Source organism: Gordonia sp. ABKF26 (assembly GCF_041103195.1).
GTDB lineage: Bacteria > Actinomycetota > Actinomycetes > Mycobacteriales > Mycobacteriaceae > Gordonia > Gordonia terrae.
Genome location: NZ_JBGCVZ010000003.1, coordinates 3693582 through 3719178, shown reverse-complemented (window position 1 = coordinate 3719178; position 25597 = coordinate 3693582). Strand labels below are relative to the sequence as shown.

Annotated in this window: 27 protein-coding genes; 24 read left to right on the top strand and 3 right to left on the bottom strand. The window is 68.8% G+C overall.

Annotated elements, in window-relative coordinates; all coding sequences use genetic code 11:
• Window positions 1-34: 34 nt before the first annotated feature.
• Complete coding sequence (locus tag AB4Z55_RS17210; RefSeq protein ID WP_248645257.1) at window positions 35-889, top strand: alpha/beta fold hydrolase; 855 nt, start codon at window positions 35-37, stop codon at window positions 887-889.
• 48 nt (window positions 890-937) lie between these two features.
• Here the strand turns inward: AB4Z55_RS17210 and AB4Z55_RS17205 are convergent, their stop codons facing one another.
• From AB4Z55_RS17205 to ectA, 3 genes are all read right to left on the bottom strand, one after another.
• A complete protein-coding gene (locus AB4Z55_RS17205) occupies window positions 938-1372 on the bottom strand; it encodes an ectoine synthase (RefSeq protein WP_004019634.1) in 435 nt (144 codons plus the stop codon).
• Complete coding sequence (gene ectB, locus AB4Z55_RS17200) at window positions 1369-2640, bottom strand: diaminobutyrate--2-oxoglutarate transaminase (RefSeq protein ID WP_354559734.1); 1272 nt, start codon at window positions 2638-2640, stop codon at window positions 1369-1371. Before ectB ends, AB4Z55_RS17205 begins: the two co-directional genes overlap by 4 nt.
• A gap of 238 nt (window positions 2641-2878) precedes the next feature.
• Window positions 2879-3406, bottom strand: coding sequence for a diaminobutyrate acetyltransferase (gene ectA, locus AB4Z55_RS17195; protein ID WP_064571055.1), 528 nt, complete (start codon window positions 3404-3406; stop codon window positions 2879-2881).
• A 23-nt stretch (window positions 3407-3429) separates the two neighbouring features.
• Between ectA and AB4Z55_RS17190 the strand changes: the two genes are divergently transcribed.
• From AB4Z55_RS17190 to AB4Z55_RS17080, 23 genes are all read left to right on the top strand, one after another.
• A complete protein-coding gene (locus tag AB4Z55_RS17190) occupies window positions 3430-3489 on the top strand; it encodes an SWIM zinc finger family protein (protein WP_354559857.1) in 60 nt (19 codons plus the stop codon).
• A gap of 81 nt (window positions 3490-3570) precedes the next feature.
• Entirely contained in the window at window positions 3571-4122 is a 552-nt protein-coding gene (rsmD, locus tag AB4Z55_RS17185; RefSeq protein WP_239402740.1) for a 16S rRNA (guanine(966)-N(2))-methyltransferase RsmD, read from the top strand.
• Between the two features lie 16 nt (window positions 4123-4138).
• Window positions 4139-4627, top strand: coding sequence for a pantetheine-phosphate adenylyltransferase (gene coaD, locus AB4Z55_RS17180; protein ID WP_004019642.1), 489 nt, complete (start codon window positions 4139-4141; stop codon window positions 4625-4627).
• Window positions 4628-4744: 117 nt separating this feature from the next.
• Window positions 4745-5596: a DivIVA domain-containing protein gene (locus tag AB4Z55_RS17175; RefSeq protein ID WP_033203506.1), complete on the top strand. Its 852-nt coding sequence runs from the start codon at window positions 4745-4747 to the stop codon at window positions 5594-5596.
• A gap of 105 nt (window positions 5597-5701) precedes the next feature.
• A complete protein-coding gene (locus AB4Z55_RS17170; protein ID WP_248645258.1) occupies window positions 5702-6349 on the top strand; it encodes a DUF177 domain-containing protein in 648 nt (215 codons plus the stop codon).
• Window positions 6342-7067 (top strand): ribonuclease III, encoded by a 726-nt coding sequence (gene rnc, locus AB4Z55_RS17165; protein WP_004019647.1) that lies wholly within the window; start codon window positions 6342-6344, stop codon window positions 7065-7067. Before AB4Z55_RS17170 ends, rnc begins: the two co-directional genes overlap by 8 nt.
• Window positions 7068-7118: 51 nt before the next feature.
• Window positions 7119-8036, top strand: a complete 918-nt coding sequence (mutM, locus tag AB4Z55_RS17160; protein WP_369520157.1) for a bifunctional DNA-formamidopyrimidine glycosylase/DNA-(apurinic or apyrimidinic site) lyase — start codon at window positions 7119-7121, stop codon at window positions 8034-8036.
• Between the two features lie 110 nt (window positions 8037-8146).
• Window positions 8147-8605 (top strand): OsmC family protein, encoded by a 459-nt coding sequence (locus tag AB4Z55_RS17155; RefSeq protein WP_248645260.1) that lies wholly within the window; start codon window positions 8147-8149, stop codon window positions 8603-8605.
• 4 nt (window positions 8606-8609) lie between these two features.
• The gene (locus AB4Z55_RS17150) at window positions 8610-8915 is read left to right on the top strand and encodes an acylphosphatase (protein WP_004019654.1); all 306 of its coding nucleotides are present in this window, start codon (window positions 8610-8612) and stop codon (window positions 8913-8915) included.
• 44 nt (window positions 8916-8959) lie between these two features.
• The gene (gene smc, locus AB4Z55_RS17145) at window positions 8960-12568 is read left to right on the top strand and encodes a chromosome segregation protein SMC (protein WP_101818669.1); all 3609 of its coding nucleotides are present in this window, start codon (window positions 8960-8962) and stop codon (window positions 12566-12568) included.
• Window positions 12565-14142, top strand: coding sequence for a signal recognition particle-docking protein FtsY (gene ftsY / locus AB4Z55_RS17140; protein WP_369520156.1), 1578 nt, complete (start codon window positions 12565-12567; stop codon window positions 14140-14142). Before smc ends, ftsY begins: the two co-directional genes overlap by 4 nt.
• Before the next feature lie 228 nt (window positions 14143-14370).
• Window positions 14371-15720: an ammonium transporter gene (locus AB4Z55_RS17135; RefSeq protein WP_369520155.1), complete on the top strand. Its 1350-nt coding sequence runs from the start codon at window positions 14371-14373 to the stop codon at window positions 15718-15720.
• Window positions 15721-15770: 50 nt separating this feature from the next.
• Window positions 15771-16109 carry a P-II family nitrogen regulator gene (locus tag AB4Z55_RS17130; protein WP_004572306.1) on the top strand — a complete coding sequence of 113 codons (339 nt, stop codon included), beginning with the start codon at window positions 15771-15773 and terminating at the stop codon, window positions 16107-16109.
• A 110-nt stretch (window positions 16110-16219) separates the two neighbouring features.
• Window positions 16220-18760, top strand: a complete 2541-nt coding sequence (locus AB4Z55_RS17125; protein WP_354559726.1) for a [protein-PII] uridylyltransferase — start codon at window positions 16220-16222, stop codon at window positions 18758-18760.
• 37 nt (window positions 18761-18797) lie between these two features.
• Window positions 18798-20375 (top strand): signal recognition particle protein, encoded by a 1578-nt coding sequence (gene ffh, locus AB4Z55_RS17120; protein ID WP_239402747.1) that lies wholly within the window; start codon window positions 18798-18800, stop codon window positions 20373-20375.
• Window positions 20376-20400: 25 nt separating this feature from the next.
• Window positions 20401-21477: an amidohydrolase family protein gene (locus tag AB4Z55_RS17115; protein WP_369520154.1), complete on the top strand. Its 1077-nt coding sequence runs from the start codon at window positions 20401-20403 to the stop codon at window positions 21475-21477.
• Window positions 21478-21940: 463 nt separating this feature from the next.
• A complete protein-coding gene (rpsP, locus tag AB4Z55_RS17110) occupies window positions 21941-22378 on the top strand; it encodes a 30S ribosomal protein S16 (RefSeq protein ID WP_004572302.1) in 438 nt (145 codons plus the stop codon).
• On the top strand, window positions 22375-22617 hold the full coding sequence (locus tag AB4Z55_RS17105; RefSeq protein ID WP_004572301.1) for an RNA-binding protein: 243 nt from the start codon (window positions 22375-22377) through the stop codon (window positions 22615-22617). Before rpsP ends, AB4Z55_RS17105 begins: the two co-directional genes overlap by 4 nt.
• Before the next feature lie 26 nt (window positions 22618-22643).
• Window positions 22644-23177: a ribosome maturation factor RimM gene (rimM, locus tag AB4Z55_RS17100; protein WP_004572300.1), complete on the top strand. Its 534-nt coding sequence runs from the start codon at window positions 22644-22646 to the stop codon at window positions 23175-23177.
• Complete coding sequence (gene trmD, locus AB4Z55_RS17095; protein WP_369520153.1) at window positions 23177-23896, top strand: tRNA (guanosine(37)-N1)-methyltransferase TrmD; 720 nt, start codon at window positions 23177-23179, stop codon at window positions 23894-23896. Before rimM ends, trmD begins: the two co-directional genes overlap by 1 nt.
• A 40-nt stretch (window positions 23897-23936) precedes the next feature.
• Entirely contained in the window at window positions 23937-24281 is a 345-nt protein-coding gene (locus AB4Z55_RS17090; RefSeq protein ID WP_369520152.1) for a YbaB/EbfC family nucleoid-associated protein, read from the top strand.
• The gene (locus tag AB4Z55_RS17085) at window positions 24268-24624 is read left to right on the top strand and encodes a hypothetical protein (RefSeq protein WP_369520151.1); all 357 of its coding nucleotides are present in this window, start codon (window positions 24268-24270) and stop codon (window positions 24622-24624) included. The genes AB4Z55_RS17090 and AB4Z55_RS17085 overlap by 14 nt, the downstream gene beginning before the upstream one ends.
• A complete protein-coding gene (locus AB4Z55_RS17080) occupies window positions 24621-25592 on the top strand; it encodes a hypothetical protein (protein ID WP_354559719.1) in 972 nt (323 codons plus the stop codon). Before AB4Z55_RS17085 ends, AB4Z55_RS17080 begins: the two co-directional genes overlap by 4 nt.
• Window positions 25593-25597: the final 5 nt, after the last annotated feature.

The following is a 25597-nucleotide window of genomic DNA, read 5'->3' as shown; positions in this document are numbered from 1 at the left end:
ACTCGAGTGCCACCTCGTCAGGCAGGGAGCACCGATGGACGACTTCTTCGTACCGACGACGCTGGGGCGTCTGCACGTCCGTGCTGTGGGCAACGGGCCCCCGGCGGTGCTGTGGCACAGCATGTTCGTCGACTCGGCGGCCTGGGATCGTGTCGTCCCGGGCCTGGCGGCACACCGGCGTCTGTTCATCGTCGATGCGCCCTGGTGCGGGGAGAGTGACAAGTCGGCCGAGCCCGCCGACATCGCCGCGTGTGCGGACGCCGCGGTCGAGATAGTCGCGACCGTTCGCGACCTCACCGGTTCGGCCGCGGTGGACTGGGTCGGCAACGCCTGGGGTGGGCACGTCGGCCTGCATCTCGCCGCGGTCGAACCCACACTCGTCACCACGCTGGTGGCGATGAGTGCGCCGACGGGTCCGATCGAACGCGACCTACGACGACGGATTCGGCTCCTGCTGCCGATCTATCGGGTGATCGGCGCACGCGGCCCGGTGTGGTCGGCCATCGTGGCGACGTTGTTCACCGACGACACACGTCGAGACGATCCCGAGGCGATCGACCTGCTGCGGCGCTCGCTACGGGTCTCCGGACGGTCGATGATCCGGGCCGTCCGCACCGCCATTCTCCACCGCACCGACCTGACCTGGGCGGCCGAGGCGATCACCTGTCCGGTGCTGTTCGTGACGACCGATGATCGAGGGGAGTGGACTCCCGAGGAGGCGAGGTCGGTGGCGCGCACAATGCATGATGCGCGCGAGATCACCGTTCGCGGGGCCCGGGTGATCCCGTCGGTCGAGCAGGCGGCTCAGACGGTCGACGCGGTGCTGGCCTTCTGGGAGGCGATAGAACGACAATCGCCACCTCCGAGGGCAGTCGCGACAGACATCTGAGCGACTGCCACGCGGGGTGGCGATTGTTGGGGGGCTTGTGTCAGCAGATCAGGAGGACACGGCCTCGTCGGCGTGCTTGCCGGTCGGTTGCGGCACGGCCACCAGCGGATACACGCCGTTCTCGTCATGCACCTCGGTGCCGACGACCGGCGGGTTGAACACGCACAGCATGCGCATCTGCGTGTCGGCGGTCACCGTGTGGCGCTCGTGTCCGTTGAGCAGGTACATGGTGCCGGGCGCCAGGGGATAGGTCTCGCCCGTCTCACGATCGAGCAGGTTGCCGGTGCCCTCGACGAGCCAGACCGCCTCGACGTGATTGGCGTAGTGGAATTCGTTCACCGAACCGGCCTTGATGGTGGTCTCGTGGAACGAGAAGCCCACCTGGTCGCCGCCGAGCACGATGCGCTTGGAGACCCAGTTTCCCTTCGGGTCGGCGACCTCGCGTTCGGTACCGGTGATCTCTTCTGTGGTGCGGACGATCATCCGATCACCTCCTTGACTGCGTCGGACAGGATGGTCAGGCCACGGTCGAGATCCTCGCGGGAGATGGTCAGTGGCGGGAGCAGCTTGACGACCTCGTCGGACGGACCCGACGTCTCGGCCAGGAGCCCCGCGCCGAAGGCCTGCGCGCAGACCTTGCCGGCGGCGGTGTGGTCGTCGAAGGCGAGTCCGCGCACCATGCCGCGACCGCGGGTGGAGATGCCGTCGTAGCGGCTGCACAGGTCGGTGAAGACCTCGTGGATCCGCTCACCCTTGGCATGGATGTCGCGGGTCAGCGCGTCATCGGCCCAGTAGGTCTCGATGGCCTTGGCGGCGGTGACGAACGCGGGATTGTTGCCGCGGAAGGTCCCGTTGTGCTCGCCGGGGGTCCACACGTCGAGCTCGGGCTTGAACAGGGTCAGCGCGAACGGCAGGCCGTAACCGCTGATCGACTTCGACAGCGTGACGATGTCGGGCTTGATGCCGGCTTCCTCGAACGAGAAGAACTCGCCGGTGCGGCCACAGCCCATCTGCACGTCGTCGACGATCAGCAGGATGTCGCGACGCTCACAGAGCTCGGAGAGCGCGCGCAGCCACTCGGCGCGGGCGACGTTCACGCCGCCCTCACCCTGGACCGTCTCCACGATGACCGCTGCCGGACGGTTCAGGCCGCTGCCCGAGTCGTCGAGCACGCGCTCGAACCAGTGGAAGTCCTCCATGACACCGTCGAAGTAGTTGTCGAACGGCATCGGGGTCGCGTGGACGAGGGGGATACCGGCGCCGGCGCGCTTCATCGAGTTGCCGGTCACCGACAGCGACCCGAGGGTCATGCCGTGAAAAGCGTTGGTGAAGCTGATGATCGACGTACGTCCGGTCACCTTGCGGGCCAGCTTCAGCGCCGACTCGACCGCGTTGGTACCCGTCGGTCCGGGGAACTGGATCTTGTAGTCGAGGCCGCGCGGCTCGAGGATGTGGCTGGTGAACTTCTCGATGAAGTTCCCCTTGGCAACGGTCGCCATGTCGAGACCGTGCGTGATGCCGTCGGCTTCGATGTACTCGAGGAGCGCCTTCTTCAGGACCGGGTTGTTGTGGCCGTAGTTCAGCGAACCGGCGCCGGCGAAGAAGTCCAGGTACTCACGACCGTCTTGGTCCTTGATGTGTGAGCCCTTCGCGGTGGTGAACACGGCAGGCCAGTTGCGGCAGTAGCTGCGCACCTCGGACTCATGGGTGGTGAAGATGGCGTCGTCGATCTGGGTGTCGAGAAGTTGCATGTCTTGTGCTTCCTTCTGGTGTGACAATGTGGGGCTCTTCAGGTGTGCCCGGCTCGTCATTCGCTTCGTTGCGATCGCCGGACCGGATGGGTCCCACGGGGCGGGGTCGGCGATGGTCGAGATGTCATCGGGGACAATCGATCACGGGGTCTGCGTCCGACAAGTGGTGTGCGGGCCGGAAGCCCGGACGCGCAGCGTCCACCTGCGATCTGCGCAGGCGGACCCAGTGCTCAGAACCTCAGGGCTCGGGGATCTCCGGTTCGAGCATGTAGAGGTCCTCCGGCTCATGAGAGTCGGGGAACGTGTTGGCAGCGAACAGATCCCGGCGTTCGAAGCGGAGTCCGCGAGCCTTGGCGACCGATGCGAACAAGCGCTGCGACGGGATGTTGTCCGGGCTGATGGTCGTGTGCATGGCCACCATGCCCTGCTGGTTGACGCGATCGAACAGTTGATGGAGCATCGTCGCGGCGATGCCGTGTCCACGGACGTCGTCGTCGACGGCGACCTGCCACACCATGAGGGTGGACGGATCGCTCTGCCGACGGTAGCCGGTGACGAAACCGACTGCGCGACCGTCTACTTCGGCGACGATGGACGTGGTGGCGAAATCGTGGCACCACAGGACGTAGGAGTAGCTCGAGTTGACGTCGAGAACCTTTGAGTCCGAAGCGATTTCCCAGAGGCGGGTGCCGTCGTCGACTGTGGGTGTCCGATAGTCGACGGCGAGGGTGGTTGTTGGGGCCGTTCTTGTTTGGGAAGGGCTCATAACGCATTCGACGTTAACAACGCGTGTCGGCGAAGTCATGTACCTGCGGAAATTGGTCCGCGGAACACCTACCTTGTCCCTGATCAGACATGCAATGTGAAGTGGGTCACAAAGACGTGATTCACGATTGGTTCGGGCGGCTTCCCGGGTTGCAGAATGGCTTCATGACGAGGATCATCGCCGGCCGCTTGGGGGGTCGCCGGCTGCGCGTTCCGGGAGAGGGCACCCGACCCACGTCGGACCGGGTTCGCGAGTCGGTGTTCAACATGCTCGCCGCCAGATCCGACCTGGACGGCCTCTGGGTGCTCGATCTGTATGCGGGGTCGGGGGCGCTGGGGCTCGAGGCGATCTCACGGGGGGCCGCCGGGGCGACGTTCGTCGACTCCGGCCGCCGGGCCGCCGCCACGATCGCCGCGAACGTGCGGGCCTGCGGGGTGGCCTCGAACGCCACCGTACATACGCGTGCGGTGTCCGCCTACCTCGCCGGCGCCCCGGAACGGCGCTTCGGAGTGGTCTTCGCCGACCCGCCGTACGACGTCGTCGCCGAACGGATCACCGAGGACCTGACCCTGCTGACCGCACATCTGGACGACGACGCGCTGGTGGTCGTCGAACGGTCGGCGCGGTCCATCGGAGAGGTCTGGCCGTCGGACTACGAGGTGGTCGTCGACAAGTCCTACGGAGACACCCGGGTGGAGATCGGCCGCCTGGTCTGACCGGTAGGTTCGGACCATGACGACGGCTGTGTGTCCCGGTTCCTTCGATCCCTTCACCCTCGGTCACCGATACGTGGTCGAACGCGCTGCGGCGTGTTTCGACGAGGTCGTGATCACGGTGGTGGTCAATCCCAACAAGCGCGGCATGTTCGCGGTCGACGAGCGCATCGCACTCATCGAGGAGGACTGCGCCGACATCCCGAACGTGCGGGTCGATCGGTGGGAGGGCCTCCTCGTCGACTATCTACGCCAGGAGTCGATCCACACGATCGTGAAGGGACTGCGTTCCGCGGTGGACTTCGACTACGAGGTGCCGATGGCTCAGATGAATCGCGAGCTCGCCGACGTGGAGACCGTTTTCCTGCTCACCGACCCGCGGTTCGCGCACGTGTCGAGTTCGCTCGTGAAAGAGGTGGCGAAATTGGGAGGCGACGTCTCGCCGTTCCTGTCGAAACACGTGCACGGCCGATTGCTGGGTCGACTGTCCGGCGAGCTTACGGCCTGATCGGACACGAGCTGCGACACACCCCACGCGCTTCACGAGTCACAGACGCACCATTCGGCACAATAGTCACAGATTCACCAACTGTTGCAACCAGGCAAGCGCCGGATTGGGGTGGCTGTGTACCGGGTATTTGAGGCTCTCGACGAGCTGGTCGCGATCGTCGAAGAGGCACGGAGTGTGCCGATGACCGCAGGCTGCGTCGTCCCGCGCGGCGATGTGCTGGAACTCCTCGACGACATCAAGGACTCCATCCCCGGCGAGCTCGACGACGCGCAGGACGTGCTCGATCAGCGCGACACGCTCATCGGCGATGCCCGCGAGCATGCCGAGACGACGGTGGCGAAGGCGGATTCGGAGTCCGAGGCCGTTCTCGCGCACGCCCGCGCCGAGGCGGACCGGATTCTGTCCGAGGCGAAGGCGCAGGCCGACCGAATGGTCGACGAGGCGAGCGCGCACTCGAACTCGCTGGTCGGGGATGCCTCCGAGGAGGCCCATCGCCTGCAGACGAGCGCTGCTCGCGAGTTCGAGGCCGTCACCGGCCGGGCGCGGGCCGAGGCCCAGCGCACCATCGACGCGGCCAACAACTCTTACGACAAGTCGGTGGCCGACGGCATCGCCGAGCAGCAGCGGCTGGTCTCCGAGACCGAGGTCGTCGGCGCCGCGAAGTCCGAGGCGGAGCGCATCATCGATGCCGCCCACGCGGAGGCGGATCGTCTGCGCGGTGACTGCGACGTCTACGTCGACGAGAAGCTCGCCCAGTTCGAAGAGGTCCTGACCGGCACGCTGCGGTCGGTGAACCGTGGGCGGCACCAGCTGCGCACCGGTGCCGGAATGCACGATTACGTCGAGTACCCCCGCGGCGTCGACGAGTCCGGCCGGACCGAGAACAAGGGTGACGGTTCACGCTCACGTGAGGCGTCCGCGCGTCACACCTACGACCGGGATCATGGTTCGCCGCTCGCGGTGTGACCCTGGGTGTGACACGGTCGTCGACCCGGCTGTCCACACGCCGCCGGCGTCGGTCGATCATTCGGGGACGCCAGCGTATGGTGGGCGTTTGTGGCTGATCATGCTGTGACATCAGAGCCGTCGCACGGTCCCGGTTCGACCCCCAGGCGCGAGCCGTTCGTGCTGGATGTGCGTTCGATGGGACGCCGCCCGGGCACCATGTCCGAGGTGCACCGAACGGTGCGGACACCCGAGCGGCTCGGCGTCGAGATGGTCGGTATCCCGGCGGATTCCGACGTCGATCTCGACCTGCGCCTCGAGGCGGTGTCCGAGGGGATCCTGGTGACCGGAACGGTGTGCGGCGAGACCGTCGGTCAGTGTTCACGGTGCCTCGAACCCGTCGACGGAACGGTCACGGTCTTCCTCACCGAACTGTTCGCCTATCCGGACAGCGCGACCGAACAGACGACCGACGCCGACGACATCCATCGCATCGCCGATGACCGCATCGATCTCGAGCAGTCGATCATCGATGCGGTCGCGCTCGAGCTGCCGATGTCGCCGTTGTGTTCCGAGGACTGTCAAGGTCTGTGCCAGGTGTGCGGCGTCCGGCTCGCCATCGCCGAACCGGGCCACTCCCACGAGGTCATCGACCCCCGGTGGGCTGGTCTCGCGAGCAAGTTCGCGGACCTCGACGCCGACGACTCGGTATCGGCGTCGGAGGGCGACGCCGCCGACACCGCGGATCCCGACCGGAAACGACATCGTGACTGAGGCCGTGCGGGAGGATGGTCCGCGAGCCGCGCTGCTCGACGCCCTGGACACCGACATCCCCGACGAGCTCCTCACGCTGGCGCTGACCCATCGGTCCTACGCGTACGAACACGGCGGCCTCCCCACCAACGAGCGCCTGGAGTTCCTCGGCGACTCGGTGCTGGGCGTCGTCATCACCGAGCGTCTCTACCTGCGCTATCCCGATCGTCCCGAGGGTGAACTGGCCAAGATCCGCGCGAGCGTCGTCAACATGCACGCCCTCGCCGATGTGGCCCGCGGGCTCGGGGACGAGGGCGGGCTCGGAAAATACCTGTTCCTCGGTCGCGGCGAGGAGATGACGGGCGGCCGCGACAAGGACTCGATCCTGGCAGACGGTCTGGAATCACTGTTCGGCGCGGTCTTCCTCAGCCATGGTCTCGAGACCTCGCAGCGGGTCATCCTGCGCTTGTTCGACGAGCGTCTCGACCGTGCCGGCAGCCTCGGCGCGGGCCTGGACTGGAAGACCTCGCTCCAGGAGCTGAGTTCCGAGCGCGGCTTCGGTCCGCCGCAGTACCAGATCAGCGCGACCGGTCCAGACCACAACAAGGAGTTCACCGCGACCGCGCTGGTCGCGGGCGAGAGTCTCGGCGAGGGCGTCGGCCGGACCAAGAAGGAAGCGGAGCAGCAGGCCGCTGCGCATGCCTGGAAAGTGCTCACCGAGCGCGCTTCCGCCTCGTGAACCCCGGCCTCGTGAACTTCCGCCTCGTGCACGACCTGCCCGCGGTGTCGCATGCCTGAACTGCCCGAGGTCGAGACCGTCCGCAGCGGTCTCGAGACCCATCTCGCCGGGCGCGTGGTGACCTCGACCGAGGTCCTCCATCCCCGCGCGATCCGTCGTCATGCCGGGGGTGAGCCGGATCTGATCGGCCGGCTCGCCGGCAAGCAGGTGACCGGCGTCCGCCGCCGCGGCAAGTACCTGTGGATCGATCTCGCCGACTCCACCGACCGGGCGGCGCTCGTGGTCCATCTCGGGATGAGCGGCCAGATGCTCATCGCACGGGTCGGAACCCCCGACCACACGCATCTGCGGGTCCGCGCCGTCCTCGACGACGAGAACGAACTCCGCTTCGTCGACCAACGCACCTTCGGCGGTTGGCATCTCGACGACTACACCCCCGATGTGTATGCGCCCCAGTATAATTCCGGCACGACCGACGCGGCATCCGCTGACGTCCCGATATCGGTGGCGCACATCGCCACCGATCCCTTCGACCCGGCTTTCGATCCCGGCCGTGTCGTGGAACGCATGCGCGCCAAGCACTCCGAGATCAAACGGGTGCTGCTGGACCAGACCGTCATCTCCGGGGTGGGCAACATCTACGCCGACGAGGCGCTCTGGCGCGCGCGTCTGCACGGCGCCCGGGTCGCCGAGACGATCAGCCGCAAGAAGCTACGCGAACTGATCGACGCCGTCACCGAGGTGATGGCGGCGGCGCTGAAGGTCGGCGGTACGTCGTTCGATGCCCTGTACGTGAACGTCAACGGACAGTCCGGGTACTTCGAGCGCTCGCTCAACGCCTACGGACGGGCAGGGGAGCCGTGCCGACGCTGCGGAGCGATCATGCGGCGGGAACAGTTCATGAACCGGAGCTCGTTCTTCTGCCCTCGCTGTCAGCGGCCCCCGAGTGAGCGATCGAACGCGCGCTGACCCAAGCGACTTCGCCGAGGCGCCGGGAACAATTCATGTGCCGGGGCTCTTACTATTGTTCGCGATGCCGGTGGCACCCGCCGGAAAGACTGTGAGAGGACCCGCCTTCGATGACCACCGAAGCAACTGCCCCCGCCGCCGGGGTTCCCGCCGACCAGGTCCACACCGACCTCTGGGTCGAGCGCACCGGCACGCGCCGCTACACCGGACGCAGCTCGCGCGGCGGCGAGGTGCTGATCGGCTCACAGGATGTCGACGGTGTGTTCACCCCGGGTGAGCTGCTCAAGATCGCATTGGCCGCCTGCACCGGCATGTCCTCGGATCGCCCGCTGGCGCGTCGCCTCGGTGACGACTACGACGCGACGATCCGGGTGAGCGGCGACGCGGACCGCGACAACGAGGTCTACCCGCGCATCGAGGAGACCCTCGAGATCGACCTGTCCGAACTCGACCCCGATGCCGCCGCGCGCCTGCTGGTCGTCGTCGAACGGGCCATCGACGCGGTGTGCACGGTCGGGCGCACGGTGAAGGCCGGTGCCGAGGTGGATCTGCGGATCGAGACGGACTGACCCGATGACCGACGAGACCCGGATCGGGGACGGCGCCGACCGCATCAGGCTGACCGCGCATGTCCACGGACACGTGCAGGGCGTGGGCTTCCGGTGGTGGACGCGGTCCCGCGCCCTCGAACTCGGTCTGGTCGGCTACGCATCGAACCAGGCCGACGGCCGGGTGCTCGTCGTCGCCGAAGGGACACGGGACTCGGCGCTCGCCCTGCTGGAGGCGCTCCGGTCCGGCACCACGCCGGGACGGGTCGACCTGGTCGTCGAGCGTGTGGATGAACCGCGCGGGGACCTCGACGGCTTCGTCGAACGGTGAGCGGAGCCCGGAACATGTCGCGATGGTGAGTAGTCTGTACCGTCGTGCACCTCAAAAGCCTGACCCTGAAGGGCTTCAAGTCGTTCGCCTCGGCGACGACCCTGCGCTTCGAGCCGGGTATCACGTGCGTGGTGGGCCCCAACGGCTCCGGTAAGTCGAATGTCGTCGACGCCCTGACCTGGGTGATGGGCGAGCAGGGTGCCAAGGCGCTACGCGGCGGGAAGATGCAGGACGTCATCTTCGCCGGCACATCCGGCCGGCCGCCGCTGGGCCGCGCCGAGGTGACATTGACGATCGACAATGCCGACGGCGCGCTGCCCATCGAGTACTCCGAGGTGTCGATCACGCGCCGGATGTTCCGCGACGGTGCGGGTGAGTACGAGATCAACGGCAGTACGTGCCGGCTGATGGATGTGCAGGAGCTGCTCTCCGACTCGGGCATCGGCCGAGAGATGCACGTCATCGTCGGCCAGGGCCGGCTGTCGGCGATTCTCGAGTCCCGGCCCGAGGACCGCCGCGCGTTCATCGAAGAGGCGGCGGGCGTCCTCAAACACCGCAAGCGCAAGGAAAAGGCGGTCCGCAAGCTCGACGCCATGCAGGCCAATCTCGCGCGCCTGTCCGACCTGACCGCCGAACTCCGTCGTCAGCTCAAGCCGCTCGGCCGGCAGGCCGAGGTGGCGCGCCGCGCCCAGACCGTCCAGGCAGATCTCCGCGACGCGCGGTTACGCCTGGCCGCCGACGACCTCGTCACCCGCCGGACCGAGATGGCCGAACACGCGGCCGTCGAGGACGAGGTCCGTCGCAGGCAGGACGAGGTGGCCGCCGAGCTGGACCGCGCGAACGCGGAAGTGGCCGAACACGAACAGCATCTCGCCGAGATCACGCCCGCCGCGGCCGCCGCGAACCGCGCGTGGTTCCGGCTGTCGGCGCTGGCCGAGCGCGTCGACGCGACCCGCCGGGTCGCCGCCGAACGCAGCCGATACCTCAGTGAACCGTCCGGCGAGGCGTCCGGACCCGACCCCGACGAACTCGACGAGCAGGCCCTGGAGGCCGCCGAACTCGAAGCCGAACTCACCGAGGGCGTCGAGATCGCCGCGGAACAGCTGGAGACCGCCCGAGAAGTCCTCGGTGAGCGCGAGTCGATCGCCGAAGCCGCCGAGGCCGCTCACCTCGCCGCCGTCCGCGCCATCGCCGACCGTCGGGAGGGATTGGCGCGTCTGGAAGGGCAGGTCGACAACCTACGGACGCGTTCGGAGTCGGTCGACGCCGAGGCCGAACGCCTCACGAACGCGATCTCGGCGGCCACCGAGCGCGCCGAAGGTGCTGTGACGCAACAAGACTCGGCCGCCGGAGAGCTGGCGCAACTCGAGGCCGCCGAACGCGCTCTCGACGAGCACCACGAACGCTGCGTCGCCGCGCTCAACCTGTCCAACGAGCGCGTCGCGACCCTGCAGGCATCCCACCGCGAGGCCGAGCACGCCATCGCCTCGCTGTCGGCGCGGGTGGACGCGCTCGCCATGGGACTCGAACGGGGCGACGGCGGTGCCTGGTTGCTGGAGAACGCGCCCGAGGGTCTCCTGGGTCCGATGTCCGAGCTGGTCACGGTCGAGGCGGGCTTCGAGACGGCCATCGCCGGGGCGCTCGGACCCGCCGTCGACGGCATCGTCACCGTCGACGGGATAGCCGCGGTGCGAGCGCTGGCGGCCCTCAAATCCGGCGACGGGGGACGGGCGGCGCTGATCTGCGGCGGGCTCACCGGTCCGGACCGGAAGAGTGAGGTCGCGTTGCCGGACGGGGCCAGGTGGGCCGCCTCGGTGGTCGACACCCGGCCCGAGATCCGCGGTGCCATCGACACCGTCCTGGCCGACACCGTCATCGTCGACGATCCCGCCCAGGGACTCGAACTCGCCCGCCGCCTCGGGGTGCGGGCGGTGACCCCCGCGGGCGACCGCATCTCGGCGGCGTCGGTCGAGGGGGGTTCGTCGCGCCGACCCTCCACGCTGGAGGTCCAGTCCGCGATCGATGCGGCGACCGCCGAACTCGGCGCGACGCGCCGACGCGTCGAAGAACTGGAGGCGGCGCTCGACGGTGCGCTGACCGAACAGCACGAGCGACGCGAAGCGGCCGAGGAGGCGCTCGCCGCGCTGCACGAGTCCGACGCCGGCGTCGGCGCCGCGTACGAGCAGATGGCCCGGCTCGGTCAGGAGATCCGGGCGTCGCGCGCCGAGGCCGACAAACTGACGCGCCAGCGGAACCTCCTCGAGAAGGGTCGCGCGGAGACCCTCGAATCGTTGCAGGAACTCACCGAGCGGCTTCGGCTCGCGCGCGACGAGCCCGAGGTGGGGACCGAGATGTCGGCCGACGACTCCGAGCGCGCGACCGCATCGGCGGCGGTCGGGGTGGCGCGCAGCGCCGAGATGGAGGCGCGTCTGACGTTGCGGACCGCCGAGGAACGCCTCGCCTCGGTCCGGGGCAAGGCCGACTCGCTGCGTCGCGCCGCCCAGCGCGAGCGGGAGGCGCGCGAACGAGCCCGCCGCCAGGACGAGATCCGGCGACAGGCCGCCGGCGTCGCGGTGGCCGTCGAACGCGCGGGCGCGCAGGTCAGTGAGCGCCTCGCGGCAGCGGTGGCCTCGGCGCAGGCCGGGCGCGACGAACTCGAGGAGATACGGACCGCACGTACCGCAACCCTGGACGAGCTCCGCGTTCGGGCGGGCGAGCTGACGACCACGCTGAACTCACTGCGCGACACCGTCCACCGCGACGAGGTGGCGCGAGCCCAGGTCGCGCTCCGCATCGAGCAACTCGAAGAGCAGGTGCTCGAGACGTTCGCGATGGCACCCGACGATCTGATCGCCGAATACGGACCCGACGTGCCGATGCCCCCGTCGGCGCTGGAGATGGCCGAGTACGAGCAGGCGAGGGAACGCGGCGAGCAGGTCGTCGCGCCGGCGCCGATGCCGTACAACCGGGCGACCCAGGAAGCCCGCGCGAAGAAGGCGCAGAAAGACCTCAACACGCTCGGCAAGGTCAACCCGCTCGCACTCGAGGAGTTCGCCGCGCTCGAGGAGCGATACAACTTCCTGTCCTCACAGCTCGAAGACGTCAAGGCGGCGCGCAAGGATCTCCTCGACGTGGTCGAGGAGGTCGACGCCCGCATCCTGCAGGTGTTCACCGAGGCCTATGCCGACGTCGAACGCGAATTCGCGCAGGTCTTCCAGACGCTGTTCCCGGGCGGCGAAGGGCGACTGGTCCTCACCGAACCCGGCGACATGCTCACGACCGGCATCGAGGTCGAGGCGCGTCCGCCCGGCAAGAAGGTCAAGCGGCTGTCACTGCTGTCGGGTGGGGAGAAGTCGCTCACGGCCGTCGCGATGCTGGTGGCGATCTTCCGGGCACGGCCGTCACCCTTCTACGTCATGGACGAGGTCGAGGCCGCTCTCGACGACACCAACCTGCGGCGACTCATCACATTGTTCGAGCAACTGCGGGAGAAGTCCCAGCTCATCGTCATCACCCACCAGAAGCCCACGATGGAGGTCGCGGATGCGCTCTACGGGGTCAGCATGCGCGGCGACGGCATCACGACGGTCATCTCACAACGCATGCGCGGAGTGAACATGCCCGTCGGACAACAGGAGGACACCAGCCAGTGAACACCGGAATCATCATCGGCATCGTCGTCGCGGTGCTCGTCGTGATCGCGTTGATCGTGCTCGGTCTGGTGCTGTCGCGCCGCCGGCGCATCTCGCTCACCGACGAACGACAGCCAGAGGTCGTCGACGGCACGACCCGTCAGGTCGACCGGTCGGGCGGTTACCAGGCCGGGTCGGGCTTCAGTTTCAGCCGCGGGGACGCCGGTACGGCGCTCGCGGAACCGCCGGCGCGCAAGCCCGAACCCGTGCGCAAGCCGGCCGAGCCAACCGTGCGGCCGCCGGGAGATCGCACCGACGTGGACGGTCAGCCGGGTGTCGGCGACGACGCCGCGGTCCCGCGTGACTCGATTCGACGCGGCGTCACCGACGTATCCCTTCCCGAGCCGGACACCGCCGAGCCGGCGACCGCCGAGCCGGAGGCGAGCAAGCCCGGGACAGCCGAGCCCGAGGCTGCTGAGCCCGAGACGGTTGAGCCCGAGACGGTGGAACCGGAGGCCGCCCGGCCTGCGACCGCACCGCCGGACACGGTGGTTCCGGACACGGCTGAACCGGACACGGCGGAACCCGCGGCAGTCGAGCCGGAGATCGTCGAACCCGAGACGCGGGTGCCCGACGATGTCGCGGAGGCGACCACGGCGCCGCCGCTGGACGACATCGCGCCGACGGCGGGCCGGATCGGTCGGCTGCGTGGCCGGCTGTCCCGGTCGCAGGGCGCGATCGGCAAGGGTGTGCTGGGACTCCTCGGTGCGGGCGATCTCGACGAGGAGAGCTGGGAGGAGATCGAGGACACGCTGGTGATGGCCGACCTCGGCGCCGCGACCACCGCCACCGTCGTCGAGACGTTGCGAACCGAACTCGCGGCCAATCCGGTCCGGACCGCGGGGGAGGCCCGGGCCTTGCTCAAGCGGGTCCTGATCGAGCAGCTCGACCCGACCCTCGACCGGTCGATCCGGGCGCTGCCGCACGCCGGTCGCCCCGCCGTCGTGCTCGTCGTCGGGGTCAACGGCACCGGCAAGACGACCACGACCGGCAAACTGGCGCGCGTGCTCGTCGCCGATGGTCGTCGCGTCCTGCTCGGAGCCGCCGACACCTTCCGCGCCGCCGCCGCCGATCAGCTGCAGACCTGGGGTGAGCGTGTCGGTGCCGAGATCGTGCGCGGCAAGGAACAGGCCGATCCCGCCGCGGTCGCGTTCGACGCGGTCGACCGCGGCATCGAGACGGGTGTCGACGTGGTCATGATCGACACCGCGGGCCGCCTGCACACCAAGACCGGCCTGATGGACGAGCTGGGCAAGGTCAAACGCGTCGTCGAGAAGAAGGCACCCGTCGACGAGGTGCTGCTGGTCCTCGATGCGACCGTCGGACAGAACGGCCTCATGCAGGCCCGCGTGTTCGCCGAAGTCGTGAACATCACCGGTGTGGTGTTGACGAAGCTCGACGGCACCGCGAAGGGTGGCATCGTCTTCCACGTCCAGAAGGAACTCGGGGTACCGGTCAAGCTCGTCGGGCTCGGCGAGGGAGCCGACGATCTCGCGCCGTTCGAACCGGACGCATTCGTCGACGCCCTGCTGTGAACTCCGCTGCTGCTGTGAATTCCGAATCTGTGATCGGAAATGTCGGGTTAGACGTCGGACGAGGAGTCTGAGAGTCGGCTCAGAGCCGAACTGGGACGTTACCTGTGCGCAATACAAACCGCTCAGGGGGTTACGCGCCCGAAACGTCAGGGCACCACGGCTGAAACCGACTGCCGACAATCTCTGTGGAGGCGCCGAGCCGTCGGCGCATCCTGAGGAGGTTTCGTAGTGGATTTGGCTCAGTTGCCAAACGAATCGTTTGGCCCGATCGACACGGGCAACACGGCATTCATGCTCGTGTCGGCCGCGCTCGTGTTGCTGATGACCCCAGGCCTCGCGTTCTTCTACGGGGGGTTGGCGCGAGGCAAGTCCGTCCTGAACATGATGATGATGTCCTTCGGCGCGCTGGCGTCGATCAGCGTCGTGTACGTGCTGTGGGGCTTCTCGATGTCGTTCAGCGACGGGATCACCGGTAGCAGCGACATCGGCGGGATCTTCGCGAACCCGTTCGCTCTGTTCGGGTCCGACCAGTTGATGAGCACCATCGGCGAGGGCGACACCGAGCTGTACGTCACCGGCGGCCTCTCGATCCCGGCGATCGTCTTCATGGGCTTCCAGCTGACCTTCGCGGTGATCACCGTCGCTCTCATCAGCGGTGCCCTGGCCGAGCGCGTCAAGTTCTCCACCTGGATTGTCTTCACCGTCCTGTGGGCGACGATCGTCTACTTCCCGCTGTCGCACATGGTCTGGGGCGGCCTGGTCGGCGGCGGCGGTCTCCTGGGTGCGGGTGAGGACGGCCTGGCGGCCAAGATGTTCGGCACGACCGACGGGGAGGCCAACGTCGCCCCGATCGACTTCGCCGGCGGCACGGTCGTCCACATCAATGCCGGCATCGCGGCGCTGGTCCTGGTCCTGATCATCGGCAAGCGCGTCGGCTTCGGTCGCACCGCGTACCGTCCGCACAACATCCCGTTCGTCATGCTCGGCGCCGCCCTGCTGTGGTTCGGCTGGTTCGGGTTCAACGTCGGCTCCGAGCTGGGCGCCGACCTCCTCGCCGGACAGGTGTGGGTCAACACCACCGCCGCGACGGCTGCCGCGATCATCGGCTGGCTCGTGGTCGAGGTCATCCGCGACAAGCACGCGACGAGCGTGGGCGCCGCATCGGGCATCGTCGCCGGTCTGGTCGCGATCACCCCGGCGTGTGGCTCGCTGACCCCGATCGGCTCGTTGATCCTCGGTCTCGTCGCAGGTGCGCTCGCCGCGACGGCCATCGGACTGAAGAACAAGTTCGGATACGACGACTCGCTCGACGTCGTCGGCGTCCACCTCGTCGCGGGCCTCTGGGGCACGGTGGCCATCGGTCTGATCGGCGAGGACGTGGGCCTCTTCTGGGGCGGCGATTACAAGCAGCTGGTGGTCCAGGTCGTCATCGCACTGTTCGCGCTCGTGTTCACCGCTGTTCTCACCGCGATCATCGCCTTCGCGCTCAAGCCGCTGGGTTGGCGCGTCAGCGATGAGGACGAGAAGACCGGCATCGACGAGGCGGAACACGCCGAGACGGCCTATGAGCTGGCATGACGCTCGAAGCCATTCGCTACTACGCTGAATCCTGTGGAGAGGGATAACTTATGAAGCTGATCACTGCAATCGTCAAGCCGTTCACGCTCGAGGATGTCAAAGCCGGGTTGGAGCAGGCCGGCATCCTGGGCATGACCGTGAGTGAGGTCCAGGGCTACGGACGCCAGAAGGGCCACACCGAGGTCTATCGCGGCGCCGAGTACTCGGTCGACTTCGTGCCCAAGGTCCGCGTCGAGGTCGTGGTGGACGACGCGGCCGTGGACAAGGTCGTCGATGTGATCGTCGAGGCCGCCCGGACCGGCAAGATCGGTGACGGCAAGGTGTGGGTGTCGCCGGTGGAATCCGTGGTCCGCGTCCGCACCGGTGAGCGCGGCGGCGACGCTCTGTAGCGAGCCCGTGCTGCGTTGACGAACTCCCGGTGAACGGCCCCGTGCCCGACGACCAGTCGGACGCGGGGCCGTACCGTTCGACAGCTCGAATCATCTCTCTCCCACACACTTTGGAGGCAGTCGTAAGCGCCGCAGACCTGGCCAAGACCCGACGGCAACTCACCGAGTCCGGCCGCTCGGGAAAACTCGATGCACCGGCACTGCGCCAGGTGCTCGTCGACCTGCACGAGTTCTGGCTGACCAGCAAGGGTGCCGAACTCGGCATCAAGCCGCACAGCGGTTTTGCGATCGTCGCCGTGGGCGGGCTCGGCCGCGGTGAGATGCTCCCGTACTCCGACCTCGACCTGATCCTGTTGCACGACGACATGCCCGTCGAACGGGTGTCCGAGGTGGCCGATGGGCTCTGGTATCCGTTGTGGGACGCCAACATCCCGCTCGACCACAGCGTGCGGACGGTGCCGCAGGCGCTGCAGGTCGCGGGGGATGACGTCACCGCGGCGCTCGGCTTGCTCGAGGCCCGCCACATCGCGGGTGACGAGGATCTGTCCACGCTGCTGATCGGCGGCGTCCGTCAGCAGTGGCGCAACGACATCCGCACCCGGTTCCCCGAAGTCGTCTCCCACGCCCAGGACCGCTGGCGGCGCGCCGGCGATATCGCGCACCGTGCCGAACCCGATCTCAAGAGCGGCCGGGGCGGGCTGCGCGACGTGCAGTTGCTGGGAGCGCTGGCGATCGCGCAGCTCACCCATGGGATGGCGAGCCTGCGGCCCGACTCGCCCGGTGCCGGACCGCAGGTCGCCTACACCAGGCTCCTCGACATCCGCACCGAGTTGCATCGCATCGCCGGACGTCCCCGCGAGCACGTGCAGGCGCAGGACGCCGACGAGATCGGGGCAGCACTCCGGATCGGGGACCGGTTCGACCTCGCGCGGGTCATCAGCGACTCGGCCCGCACCATCAGCTACTCCATCGACGCCGGCCTGCGGACAGCAGGCAACGCCCTGCCGCGTCGCGGTCTGGCCAAGCTGCGGCGCTCGCCGCTGCGTCGTCCGCTCGACGAGGGCGTCGTCGAACACAGCGGCGAGATCGTGTTGGCGCGCAACGCGATCCCGAGCAAGGACCCGGGACTCATCCTGCGGGTGGCGGCGGCGTCGGCACGCACCGGTCTGCCGATCGGCGCATCGACGCTGAGCCGGCTCGCCGACTACGCGCCGGAACTGCGTGAGCCGTGGCCGGCCGAGGCGCGCAGCGACCTGCTGGTGCTGCTCAGTTCGGGGCACCACATGGTCGATCCGATCGAGGCCCTCGACCGCACGGGTCTGTGGGGCCGGCTGCTGCCGGAGTGGGGCGCCGTCCGCGACCTGCCGCCCCGCGATGCCATCCACACCTGGACCGTCGACCGTCACCTCGTGGAGACCGCCGCGTACGCGAGCGCGATGACCACGCGGGTGTCCCGGCCCGATCTCCTCGTACTCGGCGCGCTCATCCACGATCTGGGCAAGGGGCGGGGTGCCGATCACAGCATCGTCGGCGCGGATCTGGCCGTTCAGGTCGGCAACCGGTTCGGGCTCTGGCCCCAGGACGTGACGATCCTGTCGGACATGGTCCGGCATCACCTGCTGCTGCCCCAGGTCGCCACCCGCCGCGACCTCGACGACCCCGCCACGGCCGAATCCGTCGTCGAGACCCTCGGGCACAACCGTGTTCTCCTGGAACTCCTTGCCGCACTTGCCGAGGCGGACTCGCTCGCCACCGGACCGGGGGTGTGGGGGGAGTGGAAGGCCTCGCTGATCCTCGACCTCGTCCGCCGGTCGATGCGGCTCATCGACGGGGAGAAGCCGAGCGCTCCCGATCCGCTGACCGCCGAGCAGCTCGCCACCGCGGCCGAAGGTGATTTCGCGGTGCGGCTCGTCCGGGCCGAGGGCCAGCACACCTATCGCGTCACCATGGTCGCGCCCGATCAGCCCGGCCTGCTGTCGAAGATGGCCGGGGTCCTCGCCCTCGGCGGGCTGCGCTCCCACTCCGCCTGCGCTCAGAGCGCCGACGGCAAGGCGATCAACTCGTTCCTCGTGGTGCCGATGTTCGGCAGTCCGCCCGATGCCGGACTGCTGCGCCAGCAGCTCATAGCCGCGATCGACGGCAAGATCGACGTGCTCGCGCGGCTCGACGCGCGCGAACGGGACTCGCCGGTCCCGACGATCGGCACGGTCACCACGATCCCCGGCACCGTCGTGACCATCGGCGCCAGCGCCGGCAGCACCGATCCCGAGGTGGACGGGGCAGGCCATCCGAAGAACGCGGTTCCCGCGCTGTTCGCCGTCGCGCCGCCACGGGTGACGTGGCTCGATGCGCCGGCGGGGGAGGCAGTGCTCGAGGTCCGCTCGGACGACCGGATCGGCCTGCTCAGCCGGGTCAGCGCGGTCCTGGAACGCCACGGCGCCGACATCCGGTGGGCCAAGGTCGCGACCCTGGGGGCGACCGGCGTGGACATCTTCGGCCTGCGACTGGCGACCGACACCGACGCCGCGCGGGCGGAGCTGGCCGACGCCGTCGTCGCGGTCTGCCCGCCTCCGCAACCGGTGCGCGAGGAAGACGGCGACGGGCCACAGTCATACGGCGGGACCGGGCGGTCCGGAGTGCCGATCTCCTAGCTGTTCGGTCCCGGGACCCACATGGAAGGATGGGGCCATGTTCGATTCCCTCTCCGACCGGTTGACCGGTGCCCTGAAGGACCTGCGTGGCAAGGGGCGGCTCTCCGACGCCGACATCGACCGCACCTGTCGCGAGATCCGGCTCGCCCTGCTCGAGGCGGATGTCTCGCTCGCCGTGGTCCGGTCCTTCATCGCCCGGATCAAGGAGCGAGCGAAGGGCGCAGAGGTCTCCGCGGCGCTGAACCCGGCGCAGACGGTCGTCAAGATCGTCAACGAGGAACTCATCGGCATCCTCGGCGGCGAGACCCGCCGCGTGCGGTTCGCCAAGAACCCGCCGACCGTCATCATGCTGGCCGGCCTGCAGGGCGCGGGTAAGACGACCCTCGCCGGAAAGCTGGGCAACTGGCTCAAGCAGCAGGGTCACACGCCCCTGCTCGTCGCCTGTGACCTGCAGCGTCCGGGGGCCGTGTCGCAGCTCCAGATCGTCGGCGAACGCGCCGGCGTCCCGGTGTTCGCGCCCCATCCGGGCACGAGCGTCGGCGGCGACGGCGTCCTCGGTGTGACCTCGGGCGATCCGGTCTCGGTCGCGCAGGCAGGCGTGGACGAGGCGCGGGCCAAGCACTACGACGTCGTGGTCATCGACACCGCCGGTCGCCTGGGTATCGACGCGGAGCTGATGAAGCAGGCGTCCGACATCCGGGATGCGACCTCGCCCGACGAGGTGCTCTTCGTCGTCGACGCCATGATCGGTCAGGACGCGGTGACCACCGCCGAGGCCTTCGCCGACGGTGTGGGGTTCACCGGCGTCGTGCTGACCAAGCTCGACGGTGACGCACGCGGTGGTGCGGCGCTGTCCGTGCGCGAGGTGACCGGCCAGCCGATCATGTTCGCGTCCTCGGGCGAGAAGCTCGAGGACTTCGACGTCTTCCACCCCGACCGCATGGCCAGCCGCATCCTCGGCATGGGCGACGTGCTGTCCCTCATCGAGCAGGCCGAACAGCACTGGGATGCCGAACAGGCCGAGGCCGCGGCCGCCAAGATCACGCAGGGCGAGCTCACCCTCGAGGACTTCCTCGACCAGATGCTGATGATCCGCAAGATGGGACCCATCGGCAACATCCTGGGCATGTTGCCCGGCGCGGGCCAGATGAAGGACGTGCTGTCGCAGGTCGACGACAAGCAGCTCGACCGGGTGCAGGCGATCATCCGCGGCATGACGCCCGCCGAGCGTGACAATCCGAAGATCATCAACGCCTCCCGCCGCATCCGGATCGCGAACGGCTCGGGGGTGACGGTCAGCGAGGTCAACCAGCTCGTCGATCGGTTCTTCGAGGCCCGCAAGATGATGGCGCAGATGTCGGGACGCATGGGCATGGGCGGGATGAACCGCAAGTCCAACCGCAAGAAGGGCAAGGGCAAGAAGGGCGGCGGAAAGAAGAGCACCGGCCGCGGCCCCACGCCGCCGAAGGTCCGCGGCGGCTTCCCGGGCATGCCCGGGGGGATGCCGGCCGGGTTCCCGGACCTGTCGAACATGCCGGCCGGCCTCGACCAGCTGCCGCCGGGACTCGAAGGTCTCGACGTGTCGCAGTTCCAGCAGCCCAAGAAGAAGAAATAGTCACGTGGGCGCGAGCAGGGACGGGATGGGAGCGCCGAAGCACTACCGCGGCACCGACCCGCTGACCGCGGAGCCGGTCGAGTTCTGGGTCAGCGGTGACACCATCAGTGCGACACCGGTTCCCGACGCCGAGACGGCCGTCGACGGCGGCTGGATCCTGCCGGGCCTCGTCGATGCCCACAATCATGTGGGCATCGCCCCCGGTCTTGGGGTCGACATCGAGCAGGCCCGCGGCTTCGCCTATGCCGATGCGCGCGCCGGCACCCTGCTGATCCGCGAGGTCGGGTCGCCGCTGGACACGCACCCGCTGGACGACGATCCCGCATGCCCGCGCTTCATCCGATCGGGCAAGCACATCGCGCGACCCAAGCGATATCTGCGCGACTACGGCGTCGACCTCGACGATCCGAACGAACTGGCCGCCGAGGTGGCCCGGCAGGCGCAGGCCGGCGACGGCTGGGTGAAGATCGTCGGGGACTGGATCGATCGCGAGGTCGGCGATCTGGCCCCGCTGTGGACGCGAGCGCAGATCGAGTCGGCGGTCGCGGTCGCGCACGAGCACGGTGCGCGGATCACTGCCCACGTCTTCGGAACCGACGCCCTGGTCGACCTGATCGGCGCGGGTGTGGACTGCATCGAGCACGGCACCGGACTGACCGGTGATCTCGTCGACCAGCTCGTCGAACGCTCGATTGCCTTGGTGCCCACCATGATCCAGGTCGAGAACTTCCCCGGGATCGCCGACGGCGCCGAGCGCTTCCCGACCTACGCCGCGCACATGCGGGCTCTGCACGCGGGTGCGCCGAGCGTGTTCGACGCCGCATACGAGGCCGGAGTGCAGATCTACGCCGGAACGGACGCGGGCGGATTCGTCGAGCACGGTCGCATCGTGGACGAGATCGAGGCGCTGTCGGGCATCGGGCTCGGTCCCGCGGCCGCGATCGCGGCGGCGTCGACGGCGGCGCGGGGCTGGCTCGGTGCCGACGTCCTCGAAGACGGTCATCGTGCCGACTTCGTGGTCTACGCAGACAACCCATGTGACAATCTGGGCGCGCTGCGGCACCCGGTAGCAGTGGTGTCGTCGGGTCGCCACATCGTGTGAGCAACGCCACACGATGGCATCTGGTTGCTCTTCTTACCGCCGCGTAACGTAGCAACGGCGTTGCAACGGTTCGGCCCACGATGCCGACCAGTCCACGCCGGAATCCCTTCAGCCTGGGTCCGGCGACGCGGAACCGTCGGAGCCGGGGGTCGAGGGAGGCTCCGGCGGTGTCGTGATCTCGGACACCGATGAGCCGACACCGATGAGTGACGGAATGGCGACGTGCGGCATGTGGTCGCCTTCGCGGGGTGGGTGACCACATGCCGGTACATCGGCCGCCTTCGTCGGCATGGACGCCGGTGCCGGATTCGGTGTCCGCCGTCTGGTCTGGCACAATGGCTCGCTGGTTCGTCGGATCCGGTCACGGCCGCCCGACGGTCACACCGATACAGACGCAAAACCGGGTCCGCCATTCCGGGCGGTCTGCTGAATTGCGCAGTGACCATACGAAAGCGAAGTAGACATGGCTGTCAAGATCAAGCTCACGCGGCTCGGCAAGATCCGCAACCCGCAGTACCGCATCGTCGTCGCCGATGCCCGCACCCGCCGCAACGGCCGGGTCATCGAGACCATCGGCAAGTACCACCCGAAGGAAGAGCCCTCGCTGATCGAGGTCGACTCCGAGCGCGCACAGTATTGGCTGGGAGTCGGCGCGCAGCCGACCGAGCCCGTCGCCGCGATCCTCAAGGTGACCGGTGACTGGCAGAAGTTCAAGGGCCTGCCGGGCGCCGAGGGCACCCTGAAGACCGCCGAGGCCAAGCCGTCGAAGCTCGACCTGTTCAACGCTGCGCTCGCCGCCGCCGACAACGAGCCCGTCGCCGCCGCGACCACCCCGAAGAAGAAGGCCGCCAAGAAGGACGACGAGGCAGCCGAGGCGCCCGCCGCCGAGGGTGACGCGTGAGCGCAGTCGTCGCCGACGCGGTCGAACATCTCGTCCGCGGAATCGTCTCCAACCCCGATGACGTCCGGGTCGACCTCGTCACCGGCCGCCGCGGCCGGCTCGTCGAGGTCCACGTGAACCCCGACGATCTCGGCAAGGTGATCGGACGCAACGGTCGGACCGCGACCGCACTGCGGACCCTGGTCTCCGGAATCGGCGGACGCGGGATGCGCGTCGACATCGTCGACACCGACCGCTGACCGAGAACCCGAACACCGAACGCATCGTGGATCTCGTCGTCGGCCGTGTGGTCAAGTCGCATGGAATCCGTGGAGAACTCGTCGTGGACGTCCGCACGGACGAGCCCGAGATGCGTTTCGCACCGAACTCGGTGCTGCGTGGCCGTCTGCCGCGCGGCGCCGGGGAGCGGGACTTCACCGTCACAGCCGCCCGGGAACATTCCGGGCGGCTGTTGGTATCCCTGGCCGGTGTCGCCGACCGGAATTCGGCCGACGCCCTGCGCGGCACGCTGTTCCTCATCGACTCCTCTCAGGTCGAGCCGTCCGACGACCCGGATGAGTTCTACGACCACGAACTCGAGGGCGTCCCCGTACAACTCGTCGACGGTTCCGCGGTCGGCGTCGTCGAATCGGTCCTGCACCTGCCCGGCGGTGAGCTGCTGTCGGTGCGGACCACCGACGACCGCGAGGTGCTCGTCCCGTTCGTGCGGGAGATCGTGCCGGGCGTCAGCCGCGAACTCATCGTGATCGACCCACCCGACGGACTGCTGAATCCGGACTCGCTCGACGAGGCGCCCTGATGCGTCTCGACGTCGTGTCGATCTTTCCCGAGTACCTCGATCCGCTCCGAGTCGCCCTGCTGGGCAAGGCGATCGACGCCGGACGGATCAGCGTCGCGGTCCATGATCTACGAAACTGGGCCCACGACGTCCACCGCAGCGTGGACGACTCGCCCTATGGCGGCGGACCCGGGATGGTCATGAAACCCGAGGTGTGGGGACCGTGCCTCGACGAGGTGTGCCCCGACGACGCCCTGCTGATCGTGCCGACGCCCGCCGGTGTGCCGTTCACCCAGGAGACCGCGCGTCGCTGGAGCGCCGAGAAGCACCTGGTGTTCGCCTGCGGCCGGTATGAGGGCATCGACCAGCGCGTCTTCGACGACGCCGCCCGACGCGTGCGCGTCGAAGAGGTCTCCCTGGGCGATTTCGTCCTCATCGGGGGAGAGGTCGCGATCATGGCCATGATCGAGGCGACCGTGCGTCTCCTCGACGGCGTGCTCGGCAATCCCCGGTCGCATCAAGAGGATTCCTTCTCCGACGGACTCCTCGAAGGTCCGAGCTACACGAGGCCGGTGAGCTGGCGCGGCCTCGACGTCCCGCCCGTGTTGCTCAGCGGCGACCACGCGAAGGTGGCCCGCTGGCGTGCCGAGCAGGCCCTCGAGCGCACGCGTGTGCGGCGCCCCGACCTGCTTCCGGACGCTGTGGACACCGCCACGGACCATCCGGGCGATTCCGGCTAGGATCTGCCGGAGAGTCGACTCGCAGGGGGTTCGGGGGACGATGCAGGGATATTCGGCCATGGTCGACGAGCTCGACCGTCAGCGCACCGAACTCGAGCGCATCCGGAAGGTTCTGTCGCAGCTGACCTCTCGGGCCACCAGTCACGACCGGCTCGTCGCGGCGACGGTCGACGCACGCGGGCTCGCGGTGGACATCGCCATCGAACCCGCCGCGCTGCGGCGCTACCGCGCGGATCAGTTGTCGACCCTGCTCACCACGCTGATCGCCGAGGCGGACACCGCCCTGCGCGTCCGTGTCGCCGAAGTGCTCTCCGGCGCACCGGATCTGGCGATCGACTACGCCGACATCCGCCTCGAGAGCGTGATGGCCGATGACGAATCCTGATCCGGTCGCCGGAGGACAGAACCACGCCGACCGGGTGAGCGCCGATCCCGCCGCGGCCGTCGCCCTCGCGCTGCGTCTTGCGCAGGCCGCCGAGGGGCTGGCGGCGGTGCGCGGCGAACTGTCCACGCTGCTCCTCGACATCGACGCGGCGGTGGGCGCCGATGGCGCAGCCGGTGCGTTCCGGACGGGGTTCGCGCCGGCGGCCACGGAGGTCGCCGCGTCCCTGCGGGACGCCGAGGATCGACTCGGAGAACACCGTCGGGCCCTCGAGACCGGCGTCGACGCACTGGTCGGCGCCGACGCCGACGCGTCCGCGCATCTCGGCCGGAGCGCGGCGCGATGAGGCCGGGCGAGGCCGAGCGGATCGCGGAGGGGCTGGCACCAGGGGTGTGGCCGAGAGCCGACGCCGTCGCCCTGCACGACTCGGCGCAGCGGGCCCGCGCGCTGGCCGCGACGCTGGACGGCCTTGCCGAGACGGTGACGTCGGCGATCGGGTCGTACACGGCCGGCGACGTGACCGCAGGCCGGTTCCATGAGGCCGTCGTGGGCGGGGTCGGGCGCACTGCCGGCGCCGACCTGCCCGGAGCGGCGGAACGACTCCGTGCGCTGGGGACGTCGTTGGACGCCTATGCCCGGACGGTGACCGACACCCGACAGCGGATGACGGTGATCGCATTGATCGCCGACCGCGACGCGCGGCGGGCCGAGGTGAACGCCGCCGTCGGAGACGACACGTGGCGGGTGGAGGCCGCGGGTGCGGGCCGGATGGCACTCACCGCCGCCGGTGACGACCACACCGAACGGTCGGAGGACGCGGGTCAGAGTGCCGGCGCGCCTGCGGCGACGAGCGGCATGATGCCGATGATGCCGCTCGGGGCGATGGGCGCGGCAGGAGCGGTGGCAGCCGGCGTCGTGGGTCTGGCCGGTGGGCGGGCTCATGCCGCCCACAGCGGGGTCGGCGCGAGCGATCTCACCTGGCTGCGGACCCGCGCCGAGCGACTGCAGACAACGGTTCCGTCGTCGATCGCCGGGTGGTTCCGGACGGCGGTCGGGTTGGGGACCGGTGACCGCGGTACCCGGGTGGTCGTCGTGGGGACGAACGATCCGCAGCCCTACCAGCGGGCCGGCGTCGAGCTCGCCGACGACGAGGCGATCACGGCCAACGGTCGGGCGCCGGAGCTCGCGATCCTCGACCACATGGTGCACGCCGGTGTCACGCCCAGGGCGATCGCGGCGGCGACCCCGATGGACGCCGCCACCATCTCCGCCCTACAGGCCGAGGACGTCGTGGTCATCGGGCCGCGCGCATAGCCACT